The organism is Streptacidiphilus sp. BW17 (assembly GCF_041262485.1).
Lineage (GTDB): Bacteria > Actinomycetota > Actinomycetes > Streptomycetales > Streptomycetaceae > Streptacidiphilus.
In genome coordinates, this window is sequence record NZ_JBGCCR010000019.1 from 55,328 (window position 1) to 74,194 (window position 18,867).

General features: G+C 71.1%; 17 protein-coding genes. 9 read left to right on the forward strand and 8 right to left on the reverse strand.

What is annotated here, in order from left to right; all coding sequences use genetic code 11:
- Positions 1–100: 100 nt before the first annotated feature.
- Positions 101–1,195 (forward strand): alpha/beta hydrolase, encoded by a 1,095-nt coding sequence (locus ABH940_RS22765; protein ID WP_370106071.1) that lies wholly within the window; start codon positions 101–103, stop codon positions 1,193–1,195.
- A 14-nt stretch (positions 1,196–1,209) separates the two neighbouring features.
- Here the strand turns inward: ABH940_RS22765 and ABH940_RS22770 are convergent, their stop codons facing one another.
- Together ABH940_RS22770 and ABH940_RS22775 are read right to left on the reverse strand one after the other, a co-directional pair.
- Positions 1,210–3,357, reverse strand: a complete 2,148-nt coding sequence (locus ABH940_RS22770) for a CDP-glycerol glycerophosphotransferase family protein (protein WP_370061675.1) — start codon at positions 3,355–3,357, stop codon at positions 1,210–1,212.
- Positions 3,358–3,498: 141 nt separating this feature from the next.
- Complete coding sequence (locus tag ABH940_RS22775) at positions 3,499–3,855, reverse strand: STAS domain-containing protein (RefSeq protein WP_370061677.1); 357 nt, start codon at positions 3,853–3,855, stop codon at positions 3,499–3,501.
- A gap of 245 nt (positions 3,856–4,100) precedes the next feature.
- Between ABH940_RS22775 and ABH940_RS22780 the strand changes: the two genes are divergently transcribed.
- The 3 genes from ABH940_RS22780 to ABH940_RS22790 all read left to right on the forward strand — a co-directional run bounded on the left by ABH940_RS22780 (position 4,101) and on the right by ABH940_RS22790 (position 6,500).
- Positions 4,101–4,736: a sigma-70 family RNA polymerase sigma factor gene (locus ABH940_RS22780; RefSeq protein ID WP_370061679.1), complete on the forward strand. Its 636-nt coding sequence runs from the start codon at positions 4,101–4,103 to the stop codon at positions 4,734–4,736.
- On the forward strand, positions 4,733–5,899 hold the full coding sequence (locus ABH940_RS22785; RefSeq protein WP_370106072.1) for an anti-sigma factor: 1,167 nt from the start codon (positions 4,733–4,735) through the stop codon (positions 5,897–5,899). The genes ABH940_RS22780 and ABH940_RS22785 overlap by 4 nt, the downstream gene beginning before the upstream one ends.
- Before the next feature lie 127 nt (positions 5,900–6,026).
- Entirely contained in the window at positions 6,027–6,500 is a 474-nt protein-coding gene (locus ABH940_RS22790) for a carboxymuconolactone decarboxylase family protein (RefSeq protein WP_370106073.1), read from the forward strand.
- Between the two features lie 82 nt (positions 6,501–6,582).
- Here ABH940_RS22790 and purU read toward each other — a convergent pair whose 3' ends face one another.
- The gene (gene purU / locus ABH940_RS22795) at positions 6,583–7,440 is read right to left on the reverse strand and encodes a formyltetrahydrofolate deformylase (RefSeq protein ID WP_370106074.1); all 858 of its coding nucleotides are present in this window, start codon (positions 7,438–7,440) and stop codon (positions 6,583–6,585) included.
- Positions 7,441–7,512: 72 nt separating this feature from the next.
- Positions 7,513–7,962 carry a hypothetical protein gene (locus ABH940_RS22800; RefSeq protein ID WP_370061901.1) on the reverse strand — a complete coding sequence of 150 codons (450 nt, stop codon included), beginning with the start codon at positions 7,960–7,962 and terminating at the stop codon, positions 7,513–7,515.
- 323 nt (positions 7,963–8,285) lie between these two features.
- Here ABH940_RS22800 and ABH940_RS22805 point away from each other — a divergent pair, with 323 nt between their 5' ends.
- On the forward strand, positions 8,286–9,467 hold the full coding sequence (locus ABH940_RS22805) for an ABC transporter substrate-binding protein (protein WP_370061687.1): 1,182 nt from the start codon (positions 8,286–8,288) through the stop codon (positions 9,465–9,467).
- A 45-nt stretch (positions 9,468–9,512) separates the two neighbouring features.
- On the opposite strand, the gene ABH940_RS22810 is transcribed toward ABH940_RS22805, so the two are convergent.
- Together ABH940_RS22810 and ABH940_RS22815 are read right to left on the reverse strand one after the other, a co-directional pair.
- Entirely contained in the window at positions 9,513–10,514 is a 1,002-nt protein-coding gene (locus tag ABH940_RS22810; protein ID WP_370106075.1) for a hypothetical protein, read from the reverse strand.
- 178 nt (positions 10,515–10,692) lie between these two features.
- Positions 10,693–12,072, reverse strand: coding sequence for a transcriptional regulator (locus ABH940_RS22815; RefSeq protein ID WP_370106076.1), 1,380 nt, complete (start codon positions 12,070–12,072; stop codon positions 10,693–10,695).
- A 336-nt stretch (positions 12,073–12,408) separates the two neighbouring features.
- On the opposite strand from ABH940_RS22815, the gene ABH940_RS22820 reads away from it, so the two are divergent.
- Complete coding sequence (locus tag ABH940_RS22820) at positions 12,409–13,122, forward strand: bifunctional DNA primase/polymerase (protein ID WP_370106077.1); 714 nt, start codon at positions 12,409–12,411, stop codon at positions 13,120–13,122.
- Positions 13,123–13,602: 480 nt separating this feature from the next.
- On the opposite strand, the gene ABH940_RS22825 is transcribed toward ABH940_RS22820, so the two are convergent.
- On the reverse strand, positions 13,603–14,289 hold the full coding sequence (locus ABH940_RS22825; protein WP_370061695.1) for a metal-dependent transcriptional regulator: 687 nt from the start codon (positions 14,287–14,289) through the stop codon (positions 13,603–13,605).
- Between the two features lie 231 nt (positions 14,290–14,520).
- On the opposite strand from ABH940_RS22825, the gene ABH940_RS22830 reads away from it, so the two are divergent.
- On the forward strand, positions 14,521–15,270 hold the full coding sequence (locus ABH940_RS22830) for a sugar isomerase domain-containing protein (protein ID WP_370061697.1): 750 nt from the start codon (positions 14,521–14,523) through the stop codon (positions 15,268–15,270).
- Between the two features lie 44 nt (positions 15,271–15,314).
- Here ABH940_RS22830 and ABH940_RS22835 read toward each other — a convergent pair whose 3' ends face one another.
- A complete protein-coding gene (locus ABH940_RS22835; RefSeq protein ID WP_370061699.1) occupies positions 15,315–16,706 on the reverse strand; it encodes a PAS domain-containing protein in 1,392 nt (463 codons plus the stop codon).
- A gap of 216 nt (positions 16,707–16,922) precedes the next feature.
- On the opposite strand from ABH940_RS22835, the gene ABH940_RS22840 reads away from it, so the two are divergent.
- Positions 16,923–17,840 (forward strand): DUF4231 domain-containing protein, encoded by a 918-nt coding sequence (locus ABH940_RS22840; protein ID WP_370061701.1) that lies wholly within the window; start codon positions 16,923–16,925, stop codon positions 17,838–17,840.
- A gap of 89 nt (positions 17,841–17,929) precedes the next feature.
- Complete coding sequence (locus tag ABH940_RS22845) at positions 17,930–18,826, forward strand: alpha/beta fold hydrolase (protein ID WP_370061703.1); 897 nt, start codon at positions 17,930–17,932, stop codon at positions 18,824–18,826.
- Positions 18,827–18,867 lie beyond the last annotated feature (41 nt).

An 18,867-nucleotide genomic window follows, 5' to 3' on the forward strand; every position in this document is an offset into this window, starting at 1 on the left:
TCGAATGAGCTCGAAAAACGAGCGTGAAAAAGAGGTACACAGTCTGGTTCTCGCCCGGTAGTCGCACCAGGAGACGGCGGGAGTTTCCTGAAGGGTCGCGATGAGTCTCACCGGTACACCGTTCTTCGTGCTGACCGCCGTCCTCGTGGTCGTCGCCCTCGCCGCGCTGTTCGGGCTCTGGAACCGAATACCCGGCCCTGGCGCGGCCCGGCTGGCGGGCAGACTCGGGCTGGCGGTCCTCAGCCAGGTCACCGCCGTGGTCATGGTGCTGACCTACGTCAACAACAGCATGGGGCCGTTCTACGACAGCTGGAGCGACCTCTTCGGCGGCAGCACCACGGTCACCGACACCGCGCTCTCCGAGAACAGCGCCCACCACGGCGGCGACGGCGTCGCGCCCGGCGGCAAGCTGACCTTCACCTCCTACCTGCCCGGCGTCATGAAGACCCGCACGGTCGGCGCGACCTCCGGCATCGAGGGCAGCCTCTACGTCTGGCTGCCGCCGCAGTACAACGACCCGGCGTACGCGACCACCGACTTCCCGGTGGTGGAACTGCTCCCCGGCACGCCGGGCACGCCGCAGGCGTGGTTCGGGACGATGAAGGTCCAGGACGAGATGGCCAGGCTGATGGCCGCGGGCACGGTCAAGCCCATGATCATGGTCTCGGCCAAGCTGAACGTCCTCGGCGGCAACACCGACCCCGGCTGCGCGGACATCCCGGGCGTGGCCCGGACCGCGACCTGGCTCGCGCGCGACGTCCCCACGCTGATCCGGGACAACTTCCGTGCCGCGAAGTCACCCTCGCAGTGGGCGGTCATGGGTTACTCGGCGGGCGCGTACTGCGCGGTCAACCTGACGGTCCAACACCCGGACGTCTTCGGCTCCGCGGTGAGCCTGTCGGGCTACAACACGCCCGAATCCCCCCTGGTAACGAACAACTTGGCGCTGAGCCGCGCCAACGACCCGCTGTTCCAGCTGAAGCAGGCGAAGAAGCAGCCGCCGGTGTCGTTCCTGATGGGAGGCAGCCTCCAGGACCAGGGCACGGTGCCTGCGGCGAAGGCGCTGCTCGCGGTGCTGCGGGACCCCGGCACGAGCCGTCTGGTCACCGTCCGCGAGGGCGGCCACACACCCACCGTCTGGCGGGAGATGCTGCCGGACGCACTGACGTGGCTTTCCGCACGGACCGCGGGCTGAAGGCGCAGAGGCTTCTACCTCACCGGGAAAACGCGCCGCACCACTCGTTCCGCCGCGCCGCCGTCCTCCAGCGCGCAGAACTTCGCGCGGAACGCGCTCCGCAGCTTCGCCGTCTCGCGTGTGTCCGCGCCGCCGCCCGCGCGGAGAAGCTCCGCCAACTCCTCCGGGGTCTCAGCGACCGCGCCGGGCGGCTCGGCCATCAGGTCGAAGTAGACGCCGCGGACGCGCTGGTACTCCTCCCAGTCCGGCGCGAAGACGACGATCGGGCGGTCCAGGACCGCGTAGTCGAACATGGTCGAGGAGTAGTCCGTGACCAGGATGTCCGCCGCCAGGTAGAGGTCCTCGACGACCGGGTGCGCCGAGACGTCCACCACCCCGACGTCGTCCGGCTGGAGGCCCGCGCCGTCGTAGAAGTAGTGCGCGCGCATCAGCAGCGTCGTGCGCGGGCCGAGGCTGCGGGCGAGGGTGACGATGTCGAGCGCGGGGACGAAGGTGTCCTGCTGCTCGCGGTGCGTGGGGGTGTAGAGGACGACGCGCTGCCCGGCGGGAATGCCCAACTTCTCACGCGCGGCGGCGATCTCCGCCGCGTCCGCGTTCGCCAGGCGGTCGTTGCGCGGGTAGCCCGTCTCCAGGACCTCGTAAGGACCCGGGTAGGCGCGACCGAAGGCGTCCGTCGCGAAGGGGCTCGGCGAGACCAGGTAGTCCCAGCGGCCGACGTGCTCCCGCAGCCGGTCCCAGTCCATGTCGCCCGCGGCCAGCGGACGCGACTTCAGGTCCAGGCCCAAGTACTTGAGCGGCGTGCCGTGTTGGGTCTGGACGTGCACCGAGCCGGACCGCTTGGCCATCGTGTGCGGGAAGTTGACGTTGTTGACCAGGTACTTGGCCGTCGCCATCAGCTTGAAGTAGCGCGGCGTGTTGGCCACGACGTAGGGGACGCCCGCCGGAAGTCCCTTGGCCTGGGCCGCAGTCTCGACCACCCAGACGCCCTTGACCTGCGGGGCGAGCTCGCGCATCGCCTCGTAGATCGCGGCCGGGTTGCAGGCGTAACCCCGGTACCAGTAGGCCGCGTAGACGGCGAGGTTCTCGTTGAGCGGGAGCCGCCGGTAGGTCTCGTAGAGGCCGCGACGGCCCGCGCCGCGTGCCGCCCGCTTCAGCGTGTTCGGCAGGGTGCGCGGCAGCGCGCGCAGCGGGCGCAGGCGCTGGTACGCGCCCCACGCGCCGCGGTCGACCAGCCGGTACTGCACGCCGCGCAGGCCCTTGGGGTAGGCGTAGCCCGCCGGTCGCCGGCGGTGGAAGTGCGCGACGGTGCGGCGGAAGAACTCCTCGCGCAGCCGCTCCGGGACCAGGCCGGGGGTGTCCAGCACGGTGACGGCCTGCTTGACCGTCCGGTCGAAGACGACGCGGCGCAGCTCGGCCGGGACCTCCGGGTGCCGCTCCAGGAACGCGAAGATCGCCTCGTACTGCGGGAACGCGTCCGCGTGCTTGGGCGAGGCGGTGTTGGTGATCGCCCCCGCGCGCTGGCGGCGGTAGAAGTAGAGGTCCTTGTCCAGGTAGCTGAGCTTCTGCGCGCCCAGCAGCAGCGGGTACGTGACCGAGATGTCCTCGTAGTAGCCGCCGCCGAAACGGACGTCCAGCGACGCCAGGTACTCGCGGCGGATCACCTTGTTCCAGACCGACATGATCATCTGCAGCAGGCCGGGCCGGTCGGCCAGGGTGAAGATCTCCGGCAGCGGCGGGTCGACCAGCAACCGGCGCCAGGTGTCCGGTTCGGTCGTCCCGTCCGGGTAGGTGCGGGCGAAGCCGGTGATCAGCACGTCCGGGCGGATCTCGGCGAGGCGCGCGGCGACCAGGTCCACCGCGCCGTCGGCCAGCCAGTCGTCGCTGTCCACGAACCAGACGTACTCGCCGGTGGCGTACTTGAGACCCACCTCACGTGCGCCGCCGAGACCGCGGTTGACGGCGAGGTGCCGCACGGTGAGGCGGGAGTCGCGGGCGGCGTAGGCGTCGAGGATCGCGCCGCTGCGGTCAGGCGAGCAGTCGTCGACGGCGATCACCTGCAACGACGGCAGGTCGGCGGAGAGGAGGGAGTCCAGGCAGCGCGGAAGGTAGTCGGCGACGCCGTACACGGGCAGCACGATGCTGAGGGAAACTCCGGTACTCACGGCTGGTGGGGCTCCTGGTCGTACGGCGGCGGTGCATGCGGGGCAACCCGATGCTAGTTCACCGCGCCTTCACGCAACTCCGGCCCAGGATCTCCGACGGCGCTCAGTCCCCACTCAAGAACGACCGCGCAGATCGGCCGCTCAGAACGGCCGCTCGTCCGAGACGGTGAACAGCCGCCGCACCCCGAGCGCCGCGAAGACCCGGTGCACCTGAGACGGCACCGTGCCGGACGCGAGGTCCACCCGCGGCATGACCAGCCGCAGTTCGCCGCCGCAGGAACGCATCAGCCGCCGCGCCGCGATCAGCACCCCGACACCGGTCGAGTCGCAGAAGCGGACGTCCGTGAGATCGACCACCAGCTTTCTCGACCCGGTCGCCACGGCCTCGCGCACCGCCTCACGGACCCGGCCTCCGGTGCCGAGGTCGAGATCGCCGGAAACGCTCAGCAGCACCCAGTCGTCCTGTTCGTACCGTTCCACGGTCACGTTCGTCGTCATCACGGTGCCACGACTCTCCGACTCTTCGGCTGTCCGACCGTCCGGGTTCCCCCCGCTACCAGGACATCACTGGTGGTGATGGTGGTTCAGCGTAGCCCTCGGTCCCTGACTCTGACACTGCGTGCCACCATGCGCGCACACTTGATTCTTCAAACATTCGGACGACCGGCACATCGCAGCGCTAGATTCGACCTGAGGAGTTCCCTGGCAGTTCCTGAACAGGTACCGACGGAGCGGTGGTGCTGATGACGAGTCCGGCGCCGATCCGTTGGGACCGGCAGATCCAACGGCGCCTCGCGCGCGGCGAGGAGTCCGCGCTTGGCGAGCTGTACGACCAGTTCGCGCCGCTCGTCCACGGACTCGCCAACCGCGTGCTGGGTGACCAGGCCGCCGCGGAGCAGATCACCAGGGACGTCTTCGCCCACGTCTGGGAGCAACCGGAGAGCTTCGATCCGGCCCAGGGCTCGATGCGTTCCTGGATCGGAACGCTGACCCACCGCCGCGCGGTCGAGCGCCTCCGCCGCGAGCACGCAGCCGCCGGAGAGCAGGACGGCGGCGTGGACGGCCCGTTGGAGCCGCCCAGCGTCGAGGAGGAGATCCTGGCCGCGGCCACGGCCGCCCGCGTGCAATACGTCGTCGGCTCGCTGCCGCAGGCGCTGCGGGAGACGCTGCTGCTCACCTACTTCGGCGGGCGCACCTACGGCGAGGCGGCCACCGAGCTGGGCATCACGCCCGTCACCGCCAAGCACCGGATGCGGCTGGGCCTGCAACTGCTGGCCACCGCGCTGTCGACCGGGCCCACCGAACCGACGGAACCGACCAAGGCGACGGAGTCCACCGAGCCTACGGAGCCGACGGAGCCGACGGAGTCCACCCGATGAGCGGCCACGAGGCGCTGCGCAGCCTCCTCGGTGCCTGGGCCCTCGACGCTTGCCCGCCCGACGAGGCGCGACGACTCGAAGCACACCTCGCCGACTGCCTGTCCTGCACCGAGGAGGCGCACCGGCTGCGGGACGCCGCGGGCTGGCTCTCCTCCGACGAGCCGCTCGACCCGGACCCGGGCCTGCGCCGCCAGGTCATGGCCGGCTGCCTGGAGATACGCGACGCGGAGTTCCGCGTCCCCTCCTACGCCGACCCGTACGTCGCCGAGACGGCCCGCCTGGACGCGCTGCTGCGCGATCTGGGCGAGCTGGACTGGCTGGAGCAGGCTCAGCTCACCTGGCACGGTGGCTCCGAGCAGCGCCGCCCGGCCGAGGTGCTGTCCCATCTCGCCGCGGTGGACGGCGTCCTGGCCGACGCGCTGGGCCTGCCGGATCCGGTGGCCGCACCCGCGCCCGCACTCGCAGCCACACACGCATCCGCATCCGCACCCGCTTCCGCTTCCGAGGACAGCAAGGCGGGCGGACAGGTCGACGTCCTGGTCGCGCGGACCACGGTGCTGCGTGAGGCGCAGTCGCGGCGTCCGCCGGAGTCCGTCCGTGCGATGTGGCGTGCGCAGACGCGGGCCGTGGTGGAGACGGCGGCGCTGGCGGCCGAGGCCGACCCGGTGGTGGCGGAGGACGGCGTCGACTACGGCGCGTTCGAGCTGCCGGTGGCGGACTCGTTCCTGGACCGCGCCTTCGAGTGCTGGATCCACGCCGACGACATCGCGGAGGCGGTCGGCTACCCCTACCACCCGCCGCGCGGCGCGCACATGCGGCAACTCATCGGCCTGGCCGTACGGTTGCTGCCGCTGGCGATGTCCGCGCTGCGCGCGTCCGGCCAGGCGGTCTCGCCGGACCCGGCGCCGGGCGCGCAGCCGCGATGGGTGAAACTGATCGTCGAGGGCCGCGGCGAGGGCGAGTGGCTGGTCCCCCTCGACGCCCCCGGCTGGGTGCCCCCGGCCGACGCCGAACCGACCGCGACGCTGGCGATCGACGGCGTGGAGTTCTGCTTCCTCTGCGCGGCGCGCCGGGATCCGCACCGCGTCCCGGTCGGCATCAAGGGCGATGCGGCGGCAGCCCGCGACCTGCTCGCGGCGGCCCGCCTGCTATCCCGCCCCTGACTGTGGTGTGCATCACATATGTTCGGCACGTCCCGCGTCACACTCCCCCGGGCTGCGGTGTCATCTCTGCGGAAGCGCCTCACGGCAGGCAGCAGGCATCGCGCAGCACGCATCCAAGGAGATCGACATGGACGCCCGACTCAACCTCTTCGGCACCGACATCGCGCCCAAGTTCAGCAAGTACATCAACTCGGCGGGAAAGGTCATCACCGACTCGACCCTGCCCGCCGCCACCCAGGAGCTGGTGAAGATCCGGGCCAGCCAGATCAACGGCTGCGGCATGTGCCTGGACATGCACACCAAGGACGCGACGGCGGCGGGCGAGTCCGCCCAGCGTCTCAACCTGGTCGCGGCCTGGCGTGAGGCCACCGTCTTCACCGAGGCCGAGAAGGCCGCACTGGAGCTGACCGAGGCGGGCACCCGCCTCGCCGACGCGCCCGGCGGCGTCCCGGACGAGGTGTGGACGAACGCCGCCAAGCACTACGACGACGACCAACTGGCCGCGCTGGTCGGCCTGATCGGGCTGATCAACCTCTACAACCGGCTCAACGTGATCGTCCGGCAGCCGGCCGGCAGCTACCAGCCGGGCCAGTGGAGCTGAGGCTCCGGACGCTGCGAGCGTTCCAGCTGCGGGCGTTCCAGCTGCGGGCGTTCCAGCTGCGGACGTTCCAGCTGCGGACGTTCTAGCGGAAGACCACGGTGCGGGAGCCGTTGAGCAGGACGCGGTGTTCCGCATGCCACTTCACGGCACGGGCCAGCGCCTGACACTCGGCGTCACGTCCCAGGGCGACCAGCTTCTGGGGCGTGACCTCGTGCGAGACCCGGACGACCTCCTGCTCGATGATCGGGCCCTCGTCCAGGGCCGCGGTCACGTAGTGGGCGGTCGCACCGATCAGCTTCACGCCGCGGGCGTGCGCCTGGTGATAGGGCTTGGCGCCCTTGAAGCTCGGCAGGAACGAGTGGTGGATGTTGATCGCCCGTCCGGTCAGCGCCTTGCACAGGTCGTCAGAGAGCACCTGCATGTAGCGGGCCAGCACGACCAGGTCCACGTGCTCCTCGTCGACGAGGCGCAGCAGTTCCGCCTCCGCCTGCGCCTTGGTGTCCGGGGTGACCGGGATGTGGTGGAACGGCACGCCGTAGGAGGCGGCGAGGTCCTCGAAGTCACGGTGGTTGGAGACCACGGCCGCGACCTCCACCGGCAGGGCGCCCGAACGGACCCGGAACAGCAGGTCGTTCAGGCAGTGCCCGAACTTGCTGACCAGCAGCAGCACCCGCATCTTCGCCTCGGCCTCGTGGATCCGCCAGTCCATGTGGAAGGCGTCACCCGTCGCCGCGAAGCTGGCGCGCAGCTTCTCCAGGTTCACCGGCGGCTCGGCGGAGAAGTGGACCCGCATGAAGAAGAGCCCGCTGTCCGCGTCGCCGAACTGCTGACTGTCCACGATGTTGCAGCCCGTGAGGAACAGGTAGCTGGACACCGCGTGCACGATGCCCCGCTTGTCAGGGCAGGACAGGGTCAGGATGTACTGCTCGGCCTCAGCCACCGGACTGCTTCTCCTTACGCGACGAACCTGCGCCCAGGGTCCCACACCACGCGGGTGGACCCGTGCGGCGTCTCACCCTCCGGAGCGGGTCAGGGCGGCAAGCTGCGAGAGGGAGCGCGGCAGCGTGTCCGGGTCCTCCTCGTCGGCGAGGGCGAGCCGGACGTGCGCCTCGCGGCAGGCGCGGACGGCCTCGGGCCAGGCGTGGTGCTCCAGGTACGCGGTGACGGGCGCGTCGGAACCGATCTGGTGCAGGATGCGGAGCACCCGCAGCACCGCGGTGTCGACCAGCGCGGCCTCGGTGGAGTCGCGGAAGATCGTGCCGACGTACTTCTCGGCGGACCAGCGGTCCAGCCAGGTGTCCTCGACCAGGCGGTAGACGGCGTCGGTGACGTCTCCATAGCCCTCCCGGCCGACCGCCCAGCAGCCCTGCTGGAAACGCGGATCGCCGAGCATGTGCAGCGCTGAACGGACCCGAGCCCGCCAACGCCACCAGGGATTGTCAGTGAGCGGCATGCTGCCCATCCTCCTGGAGCGGGTGCCGGTTCGAGAAGGCCTCACCGGAGCTTCCTCGGAAGCCTCGACCGAAGTGTGACCCGAAGCCTGGACGGGAGCCTGTGCGCCTTGCATGGTGCCCGATCCTACGTTCTACGCGCGCAATCACTCCTTGTTCACATCGCGGTCACCTTGCGTTGGCGTCGATGCCGCTCCGGCGTCCGATTTGCCATCAAGGGTGACTTTCGACCGAAAAGCTTCGGCCGAAATGCCTTGCGCAGCCGTTGGGGAGAGGGCAGCACAGCATGATCACGAAGGGTTCCACACTAGCTCGACTAGGAACCGCCGTCTCCATGGCGGCAGTGCTGGGTGCAGGTCTGACGGGCTGCGGGGGGAACGCAAGCGCCGACGACGCCGTCACGGTGATGACCTGGGCCCCGATGGAAGGCCAGGCCGGCGCGGAACCGGGGGTACCCGCGATGGCCCAGGCCATCGCCGACTACGTCAACGCGAACGGCGGCATCCAGGGCCACCAGCTCCGCGTGGTCACCTGCGACGAACACAACACCGCGCAGGGCGCGCTGGCGTGTGCGGACCAGGCGGCGACCGAGGGCGCCGTCGCGGTGATCGGCTCGTCGAGCCAGTACGCGGAGCAGTTCATGCCGACCTTGGAGAACGCCGGCATCAGCTACATCGGCGGCTCGGGCGCGTCCACGGCGGAGTTCACCTCGCCGTACTCGTACCCGGTCAACGGCGGGTACCAGACCCTGCTGGTCGGCAACGGCGAGCAGTTGGCAGCGGCCGGCTGCCGCCGGGTCGCGATCGTGCGCCCGAACACGGCCGTCGGCGACACCATGTTCGACTACATCAACGACGGTCTCTCGTCCTCCCACCTGAGCGCGGTCGACGTGCCGGCCAACCCCGGCCAGACCAACTACCGTGCGCAGGTCCAGGCGGCGATCGGCGACGACCACGACGGCGACTGCGTGACCAGCGCGCTGGACGCGGCCTCCACCCAGACCTTCTACGACAGCTGGCGCCAGGCGGCCCCCTCGCACGCCCGGCTCTCGGCGCTGATCGGCAGCTTCCAGCAGTCCCTCATCGACAACCTCGGCGGCGCCTCCGGCCCCCTCGAGGGCGCGCTGGCGACGGGCTGGTACCCGCCCGACGGCAGTCCGGTCTGGAACTCGCTGCACGCGGTGATCCAGAAGTACGCCTTCACCAACGACAGCATCAGCTCGGCGGACCCGGCGATCGAGACGACCTGGATCGCCTACGAGGTCTTCGGCAAGGTCGCCGCGACCATCAGCGGCCCGATCACGGCCCAGAGCGTCCACGCCGCGTTCGACGCCACCGGCCCGGTCTCGACGGACGGCGCGACGCCGCCACTGTCGTGGCAGAGCGCCAACCTCATCGCCCTCCAGTCCGCGCCGCGCACGGTCAACACGGAGGTGAGCTTCCAGCAGGTCGTCAACGGCGAACTCGCCGAAACCCACCAGGGCCTCGTCAACGTCGCCGACCAACTCACCCGCTGAGCGCGCCGCCTTCCCGCAACCCGGACGAGGCGCACAAGGGTCAGGTCAGAGCTGTTCTGTGGTCCGGGTCGGGAGACCTTGCGCGGAGGCGATCGGGTTCCACAGGCTCGCGGCGCGGTCCTTCGCCTGGGTGGCGTTGACGCTTGCCGTGTCGCCCAGGTTCTTCTCGCCGCCCGGGTGCGGGCGGTGCTTCTTCTGGCAGTTGCCGGCAGACTGCCCCGCCCACGCGGCGTAGTGCGCGTCGGCCTCCTTGGAGGCCTCCCACCCGGTGCGCAGCGCCTGGACCAACTGCCCGCCCTGCGGCAGCTGACTCGCGTTCAGCGCGGCCAGCTGTTGCACCAACTGCCCACGCGCCTGCGCGGCCTGACTCAGAGCCTGCTGCGCGGCAGGCAGCGCCTGGCAGCCCTCGATGTCGCTGACCGCGCCGATCACCGCGGAGCGGTCGTTCGCGGCGGAGGCCAGCAACCCGCTGAGCGCCCGTGCCTGGGAGGCCTCCGTGGCCCCGCCGATCGACGCCGGGTTCGCCGTCTTCATCGTGGCGGCTCCGCCCGCCTGCGCAGCCGCCTGGGGCGAGCCGCTGCTCAGCATCGCGCCCAGGCCGATACCGGCCACGGCGCACGCCGCGACCACGCCGATGGCGATGGTCCGCAAGGACGGCCCGCTGCGCTGCGGCCCGTCGTCGTACCCGTCGTAGCCGTTGTGACTGTCGTAGCCGCCGTTGCCGCCGTTGTACGGGTCGTACTCGTTGGTGCCGCCGTGACCGCCGTACCCACCCTGGCCGTTGGTCTCGTAACCGCTGTGACCGCCGTAGCCGCCACCGGTGTTGTAGTCGTTGGTGTAGTCGTTGCGGTACTCGTTGGAAGCGCCGTAGCCGCCGCCGTAACCGCCCCCCTGCGCCGGCGGCAGGAACTGCGTCGCCGCGGCTCCGTTCCCGGACGGAGGCCCCTGCTGCTGGAACTGCGTCGGCTGCTCGGCGTAGTGCGCCTCTTCCGGACGGAAGAGGTCGTCCGGAGTGAGCTCGCCGGGGTTGGGTCGACGATGGTTCACGCGTTTCCTCACCTTTGACCGAGCTCGCCCAGTCGCGCTCGGGCTCCGCTCACAACGCGCACCACGCTACCCGTTCCCCCCGACGGGTGACCATCCTGGGTGATACCGGTTGTGCACCAAAGGCCCGATACCGCCGGGCCCGACAGCGCCGGGCCCGGTGCCCCACCTGCCTGGCGCCCTACGCCGCGACCTCCGCCAACGCCCGGGCCTGGAACTCCTGCACCGCACGCTGGTTGCGGAACGGCTCCAGCTTGCGTCGGAAGTCGTCCAGGTACTCCGCACCGCGCGCCGACCGCAGCCCGGACATCAACTCGACCGCCCGCGCGCCCGTCTCGCACGCCTCGTCGACCGCGCGCAGCTGCAACTGCGCGGTGGCGAGCAGGACCAGGTCCACGGCGCGGCGGCGGACCCGCGTCTCGGGGTGGCCGCGCAGCGCCTCCTGGGCCTGGCGGGCGCTCTGCCGTGGCTGGTCCAGGTCGCGGTGGCAGTGGGCGAGTTCGTCGGCGAGGTACGCGCCGTCGAAGTGACCGATCCAGCCCGGGTCCTCCTCCGGACGGCTGTGCTCCAGCGCCTGCATCGCCCGTCCGGCGGCCATGTCGCAGGAACGGCTGTCACCGAGCAGCGCATGACCGCGCGCCTCCGCCGCGTAGAACATGGCCATCGCCGTCGGGGTGGCAGAGCCCCGCGCGCCCTCCTGCGCGGCGCGGGCGAGCTGGGTGATCTCCCGCGGATTCCCCAGGGCGGCGGCCAGGTGACTCATCGACGAGGCGAGCACGTAGCCGCCGTACGCGCGGTCCCCGGCGGCCTGGGCCAGGCGCAGCGCCTGGATGTAGTAGCGCTGGGCCAGCCCCGCCTGGCCGGTGTCGATGGCCATGTAGCCGGCCAGCTCGGTCAACCGGGCCACCGCGGCGAAGAGCTGACGCCCCGTCTCCTCCCGGTAGGAACCCGCGAGCAGGCCGGAGACCACGGAGTTGAGGTAGTGCACCACGACCGGCCGCACATGGCCGCTGCCGAAGCGGTGGTCGAGGTCGACCAGCATCTGCGTGGTCGCCCGGACGGCCTCGACGTCGGCCGGACCGACGCGCGGCCCCCCGGCACGCGCAACAGCCACGTCCGGCGCGGTGATCAGCCAGTCCCGACTGGGCTCGACCAGTGCGGACGAGGCCACGGACGCCCCCGCCAGGAAGTCCCGCCGCCCGACGTCGCTGCGCCACAGCTCGCAGACCTGCTCGACCGCTCCGACCAGGTTCGGCGCGAAGTGCAGCCCGATGCTGGAGGAGAGGCTCTTGCCGTCGGCCATCCCGATGTCCTCGACCGTCACCGGCCGACCGAGCTTGCGGCCGATCGCCTCGGCGATCACCGCCGGGGCCTGCCCGCGCGGCTGTTGACCGCGCAGCCAGCGCGCCACGGACGTCTTGTCGTAGCGCAGGTCGAGGGTGTGCTCGGCACCGCAGAGGTTCACCCGGCGGGCCAGGCCGGCGTTCGAGCAGCCCGCCTCCTGGATCAGGGCCTGGAGCCGTTCGTTGGGTTGTCGTGCGACGAGCGGTCTGGCGGCCATGGAAGTCACTGCCTCCCCTATGAGGTCGGACCCTTTCGGACCGTGGGAATTCGGGACCTTTGAGGTCGGAGGTTGCAGGACAGGAGCATTCCCCCGATCCCGTCGGGTGATGCGTCACGGAGTGCCAACAGCGGGTAACCGCTTCGGAATGGCTGGGAACGACTGGCTAGTGGTCGGGAACATCCGTCAGCGTAGCGAAGCCCGACAGCCCCCATACCCGCTTACGGGACCGGACCGGGCGTGCGCCCCCTCGCGTGCAACCGCGCGCCCCGCGTGTCGCTTCCCGGATGGCCGAGTTTGCCGATCAGGCCGTAACCCCTGCTGCCGGGGCGAGTTGTGCAGCACGTGGAAGACACCCTGGGAGCCACTCGACAGGACGAGCGCACGGAAACCGGCAGGGGTTCCGCGCGTGACTCGCTGTTGACGGCGGCAGTCACGTACGCGGAGGAGCGGCACTGGGAGGTCTCCCCCGGTGCCTGGCTGATCGAGGACGACGGCCCACCGCACTGCTCCTGCGGTGACCTCGCCTGCCCGATGCCCGGGGCGCACCCGGCCACCCGTGACTGGACCCGTCGTTCGAGCTCCGGCCCCGGCGTGGTCCGGCGCTGGTGGACGGAGAACCCGGCCGCGTCGATCCTGCTGCCGACCGGCCGCTCGTTCGACGCGATCGACGTCCCGGAGGTGGCGGGCTGCCTGGCGCTGGCCCGGATGGAGCGGATGGGCCTGCAGCTCGGCCCCGTGCTGGCGATGCCGGGCGGTCCCGGGCGGGGCCGACGGCTGGTCTTCCTGGTGCTCCCAGGTGCGCTCTCCAAGCTGCCGGAGATGCTCCGCCGCCTGGGCTGGGGCGCGGGCCGGCTCGACCTGGTCGGCCACGGCGAGGGCGGCTGGGTCGTCGCCCCGCCCACCCGGATCGGCGGCTTCGGGTACGCGCAGTGGGCCCGCGAGCCCACCAAGCTGAACCGCTGGCTGCCCGAGGCGGCCGAGGTCATCAACCCCATCGCTTACGCCTGCGGCCGAGAGGCGCCGCTGCCCGCAGACGCGGGGCAGTAGCACAAGCCCGGCAATCCCCTGTGCCCCCGAGTCCCGTGGTGACGACGCCCGCGGTCGACCGGGGGCACAGTCACGTTCTCGTTCTGGGGTAACGGGGAATCTACCCACGCGGGAGAGTGGAAAAGCCCCACGATCAGGTGAACGGGCTCAAGGATTGGCGGGAGTTGCCGAGGGGATCTATCTGGACGTAACGGTCCGGACGAGAGCGCCAGCGCGTTCCACGCACAGGAGAGGAGTCACCGCTTCGTCAGAAGGTGCCCGGAGGGGAAGCCGGGCCCGGCGGGGGAAGCGGGAGGGGAGCAGGGGAGGATCGGGAGGGATCGGGGGATCACGAAGGGCCTCGGCGCTCGGGGAAAGTCAGCCGAGGCCCTTCGTCTTCAGTTGCACTGCTTGGTTCAGTCGCGCTGCGTGGTTCAGTCGCGCTGCGTGGTTCAGTCTCGCTGTCCCCTGACGTTTGGAGCGTCCCGGAGTGCGAAACGCTCAGGCGCGGGCGACGAAGACGTGGGCCGCGATGTCCTTGCGGAGCTCCGCCGCCTCACCGCCGCTGCCGACGAGGACGCCGCCCGTGGACTCCGTGATGTTGACGACCGCGCCCGGCTGCACACCCGCCCGCCGCAGGGTGTACATCAGCTGCGCGTCCGTCTGGATCGGCTCGCCGATGCGGCGGACGATGACCGCTCGGCCGTCGGCCCCCGGCATCAGCTCGTCGAGGGTGACGAGCGTCTCGCCCTCGTCCGCCGGGGTCTCGCCCAGCTCCTCCAGGCCCGGGATCGGGTTGCCGTAGGGCGACTCCGTCGGGTGCCGGAGCAGCTCGAGGACGCGGCGTTCCACGGCCTCGCTCATCACGTGCTCCCACCGGCACGCCTCCGCGTGCACCTGCTCCCACTCCAGGCCGACGACGTCGACCAGCAGGCACTCCGCGATGCGGTGTTTCCGCATCACGCGGGTGGCGAGCTTGCGGCCCTCGGCTGTGAGTTCCAGGTGGCGGTCGTCGGCGACGGTCAGCAGACCGTCGCGCTCCATCCGGGCGACGGTCTGGCTGACCGTGGGCCCGCTCTGCTCCAGGCGCTCCGCGATACGGGCGCGCATGGGGACCACGCCCTCCTCCTCGAGCTCGAAGATGGTCCGCAAGTACATCTCTGTGGTGTCGATCAGGTGGCCTGACATCGGACTGCGGGCTCCGTTCCTCGGATGTGCTCCGGTCGCGCTCCGGTGCACCTCAATTCTTACGCATGCCGCCGACAATCAACGCCGCGCCGACAACGGACGACGACAGACGAGGACGGAAGCCGACGGACGGCAGTGTTGACAGGGCCCGACCCGGCCCGTCACCGTGCGAGTCACCACCTGAATGTCACCACCCGCACCCACTCACCTACGCAGGGGAGCCAGCAGCTGATGAGCGATCTCGCCGGTCAGTACCTCGACGCCGCCATCGCCCACCTCCAGCGGATCAAGGACGAGGAGACGTCGGGCGTCGAGGCCGCCGCCGACGCCCTCGCCCGGACCGTCAAGGAGGGCGGCCGGATCTTCACCTTCGGCGCCGGACACTCCTCCCTCCCGGCCCAGGACGTCGTCTACCGCGCCGGCGGACTGGTGCTGATGAACCTGCTCACCGTGCCCGGGGTGATCGGCGTCGACGTGATGCCCGCGCATCTGGGCAGCGCGCTGGAGCGGGTGCCCGGCCTGGCCACCGCCACCCTGGACGCGGGCCCAGCCCGCGCGGGCGACCTGCTCTTCGTGATCTCGCTCTCCGGCCGCCAGGTGATGCCGGTGGAGCTGGCCCGTCACGCACGCGAACGCGGGCTGACCGTGGTCGGCGTCACCTCGCTCGCCTACCCGGCTGCGGTCTCCTCACAGCACCCCGACGGCCTCTATCTCAAGGACGTCTGCGACATCGTGCTGGACAGTAAGATCGCGGTCGGCGACGGCGAGTTGACCGTCGCGGGCGCGGAGACCACCTTCGGGCCCGTGTCGACGCTGACGACGGTCGCGCTGATGCAGTCCGTCGTCGCCGTCGCGGTGGGCAAGCTCGCCGCCGAGGGGATCACCCCGCCGCTCTTCCGCTCCGGCAACGTCGACGGCGGCACCGACTGGAACGCCAAGCTGATGGCCGAGCACCGCGACCGCATCTTCTACGCGTTCTGACCGGTTCTAGCGGTTCTTGCCGGTTCTAGCGGTTCTTGCCGGTTCTACCGGTTCTGACCGGCTTGTCCTGACAGGTCGACCGCCGCGGCCACACGCGCCGCGACGTCCTCGGCGAAGTCGCAGTCGGCGCGGTCGAACCGGGGCCGTCCCGGGCCACGGAGGAAGGTGAGCACGCCGAGGCTGCGGCCCCGGCTCCGCAACGGCGTGCAGAGCCCGTGCAGGGTCCCGGCGGGCCAGCGGCGCAGCTCCGCCCAGTCGCCGGGACCGGGCGACACCGCAGTCAGCCCGGCGATCGGGCCGGGCGCGCCGCTGTCCGACACGGTGACCGTGCCGGAGCGCTCCAGCGCGCGCAGTGCGGGATGGACCTCGCCGTAGCGGGCCGGCAGGCCGGTCGGGGTGAGCCCGTCGCCGAGCGCCAGCCCGCCCAGCGGGGAGGCGGCGACGCGGACCAGCGCGTCGCCGCGCACCACGTCCAGCAGCGCGTGGTCGGCGAACCCGGCCAGCACGAAGTCGAGGTAGCCCGCCGCCGCGTCCAGGCCGTCGGTGCACTCCGCCGCTGCCAGCCCGGCGCGGCGGAGCTGGTTGGTCCGGAAGCGCAGCACCGAGGCCTCCTGCTCGGCCTGCTCGTGCAGCGTGACGTCCTCGAAGAGCCAGACCACCCCGAGCGGCACCGGCTCCTCGCCCAGCGGCGAGGCGAGCCGCACGAACTCGCTGCGCAGACACCGGCGTCGGCCGGGATCGGCGCGCAGGGTGACCCACAGCTTGACTCCGCTGACGGACTTGCCGGTGGCGAGCGTCCGCTGCAGCGCCGCCTCCAGCTCAGGGACGCCCTCCTGCAGCACCTCCCCCAGCGGGCGGCCGAGCAGGGCCGATCGCTCGCAGTCGAGCCAACGAGCCGCCGCATCCCCGACGGTGGCGGGACGCAGGTCCGCGTCGACCAGTACGACGCCGGTCTGCGCCTCGTCGAGCAGGGAGTGCGCCAAGCCGAGCGACCGCTCCATCTCGATCTGCGCGCAGGCCTCGGAGAAGGCGAAGTAGTGGCAGAGGGTCCGGCCGGTCGCCGTGCGGACCGAGCTCACCTGGGCGCGGACCAGGATCCGGCGGCCGTCCCTGGTCAGCAGCGGGAACTCGTGCAGCACCCGGACGCCCTCCGGCGCGCCCTGCAGGTCGGCGCGCACCGCCTCGGCATCGGCCGGACGCACCGCCCAGCCCTCCAGCCCGCGTCGGCCCACCGCCTCGGCCGCGCTCCACCCGAGCAGCCGGGCGGCCTCACGGTTCCAGTGCGTCACCACACCGTCCGCGTCCAGCGCGGCGAGGCCGACCTCCATGCCCTCCAGCAGCGCGCCGAGCAGCCGGTGGTCGGTACGTCCGTCGCCGCGTTCGTGGGTACATTCGTCGCCGCGTTCGTCGGCACGTTCGTCGTCATCAGTGTGCACGGTGGGCGCACCTCCCCCTGCAGGCATGTCCATTCAACTCGCCTGCTCCGCCTCGTACACCCGGTTCAGCAAAAGTGTTGACGGACCGTCGTCTTCCGGTCGTTGATGGTGTGCGGACGTGTGCTGAGCAAGTGCGCTGGGCAAGGTGACACGTATTCAGCACGTTCCTGATGCAGCACGTTCCGAGCGTCTGGGCGAAGGGGAGGGGGAGTCGCCATGGTCCAGATCTCTGCACCGGGTTTCCGGGAGAAGCAGCTGATACCGGAGCCCTACTGGACCGCCGACCGCGTCTCGGTGACCGAGCAGCGCAAGGCGACGCACTGGTACAGCGGACAGATACTCGCGCTGTTGGCGGCCTCGTTACTGGGCATCCCGGACTGGCATGCGGGCTCGATCGACCTCTCCCCCATGCTGTCCATCGCGGCGTTCCTGGTCGCCGGCTACTACTGGGACCGGCTGCGCGCGGAGACGCCGCAGTCGGTCTGGTTCGAGAGCCGTGCCGCCGCCGAGGCGATCAAGGGCCTGGTCTGGCGTTACGTCGTCCGGGCCCGGCCCTTCGAGGGACCGGCCGAGAGCGAGGAGGCGGACGAGCAGTTCCTCGACCGGCTCAGCGAGGTCTTCGAGACCTACCGCAGCGTGGGCGTGATCCCCAAGAACACCCAACCGGCCATCACCAGCGAGATGCGGCGCCTCCGCGCCGGGTCGCTGGTCACCCGCCGCGAGCTCTACCTGCAGGAGCGGTTGCGCGCCCAACGCGTGTGGTACCTCGGCAAGGCGGACGCCTTCGACAACAAGAGCACCTTCTGGTCGCTGATGACCCTGGTGGCGATCGTCTTCGGCCTCACGGCGGCCGGTCTGCAGACGGCGGGCGCGGTGCACACCCACGTCCTCGGCACCCTGGCCACGGCGGGCGCGGCGATCACCGCCTGGACGCAGCTCAAGCAGTTCCGGCCGCTGGCCGCCGCGTACCGGCTGGTGGCAAAGGAGTTGGAGCAGGTGGAGATCCAGCTGGAAAGGCTGAACCCCGCCGAACCCGACGCGGAGGAGCTGTGGTCGCGGCTGAGCCGCGAGTCCGAGTCCACGCTCGCCAAGGAACAGGCGGTGTGGCGGTCCCGCAGCGACCGGAGGATCTGACCCGCACGAACCCGCATGACCCCGCACGAACGCCGCACGAACGCCGCACGAACCGCCATGCGAATCCGGAGAGCGCGTAGAGGAGCGACGTGAGGGACATCGAGGTCAGGGCGCCGGACGGCCGCACGCTCACCGCGGCGATCTGGGGCAGATCCTCCGCGGACCCGGTGTTCCTGATGCACGGCATGCCCGGCAGCAGACTCGGCCAGCTGCCGCTGGAACGGCAGTTGGACCGGCTCAACGTCCAGGTGGTCACCTACGACCGCCCCGGCTACGGCCGGTCCGACCGACTGCCCGGTCGCCGCGTCCGCGACGCCGCCGTCGACGTCGCGGCGATCGCCGACCGTCTCGGCCTCGACTCCTTCGGCATCGTGGGCCGTTCCGGCGGCGGCCCGCACGCGCTCGCCTGCGCTGCGCTCCTCCCGGAGCGGGTGACCCGCACCGCCGTCATGGTCTGCCTCGCCCCGCGCGACGCCGAGTCCCTGGACTGGTACCAGGGCATGACGGACTCCAACATCTCCGCCTTCCGCGCCGCCGAGGACGGCCCGCACCGCCTCCGCCCGCTGCTGGCCGCACGCATCGACGGCATCCGCGAACAGCCCCGCGAGCTGCTCCAGGCGCTGCGTCACGAACTGCCGTCGGCGGACCTCAACGCGATCCGCGACGCCGGTCTGCGCAGCACTCTCGCCCGCAACTACGCCGAGGCGGTGCGGACGGGTGACGACGGCTGGAACGACGACGTGCTGGCCTTCGTCCGGCCGTGGGGCTTCGACCCGGCCCGGATCGAGGGCCGGGTGGACCTGTGGCACGGCGAGGACGACGTCTTCTCCCCCGTCGAGCACACCCGGTGGCTGGCCGCCCACATCCCCGGTGCCCACTCGATGGTCGAGCCGGGCGCCTCCCACTTCGCCGCCTGGCGGCTGCTGCCGGACATCCTGTGCCGGGTCGCGCTCGACACCGCACCGGCCCCGTCCGACACCGCGTGACCACCTGACGGCGCGGCACGACAGGTCCGGGCGCCGGTGAA

Excerpts from the sequence above, each read along its gene's own strand:
- ABH940_RS22765 (WP_370106071.1), top strand. The coding sequence starts at position 101 with ATGAGTCTCACCGGTACACCGTTCTTCGTGCTGACCGCCGTCCTCGTG.
- ABH940_RS22775 (WP_370061677.1), bottom strand. The coding sequence starts at position 3,855 with ATGACGACGAACGTGACCGTGGAACGGTACGAACAGGACGACTGGGTG.
- ABH940_RS22780 (WP_370061679.1), top strand. The coding sequence starts at position 4,101 with ATGACGAGTCCGGCGCCGATCCGTTGGGACCGGCAGATCCAACGGCGC.
- ABH940_RS22785 (WP_370106072.1), top strand. The coding sequence starts at position 4,733 with ATGAGCGGCCACGAGGCGCTGCGCAGCCTCCTCGGTGCCTGGGCCCTC.
- ABH940_RS22790 (WP_370106073.1), top strand. The coding sequence starts at position 6,027 with ATGGACGCCCGACTCAACCTCTTCGGCACCGACATCGCGCCCAAGTTC.
- ABH940_RS22800 (WP_370061901.1), bottom strand. The coding sequence starts at position 7,962 with ATGGGCAGCATGCCGCTCACTGACAATCCCTGGTGGCGTTGGCGGGCT.
- ABH940_RS22805 (WP_370061687.1), top strand. The coding sequence starts at position 8,286 with ATGGCGGCAGTGCTGGGTGCAGGTCTGACGGGCTGCGGGGGGAACGCA.
- ABH940_RS22815 (WP_370106076.1), bottom strand. The coding sequence starts at position 12,072 with ATGGCCGCCAGACCGCTCGTCGCACGACAACCCAACGAACGGCTCCAG.
- ABH940_RS22825 (WP_370061695.1), bottom strand. The coding sequence starts at position 14,289 with ATGTCAGGCCACCTGATCGACACCACAGAGATGTACTTGCGGACCATC.
- ABH940_RS22830 (WP_370061697.1), top strand. The coding sequence starts at position 14,521 with ATGAGCGATCTCGCCGGTCAGTACCTCGACGCCGCCATCGCCCACCTC.
- ABH940_RS22840 (WP_370061701.1), top strand. The coding sequence starts at position 16,923 with ATGGTCCAGATCTCTGCACCGGGTTTCCGGGAGAAGCAGCTGATACCG.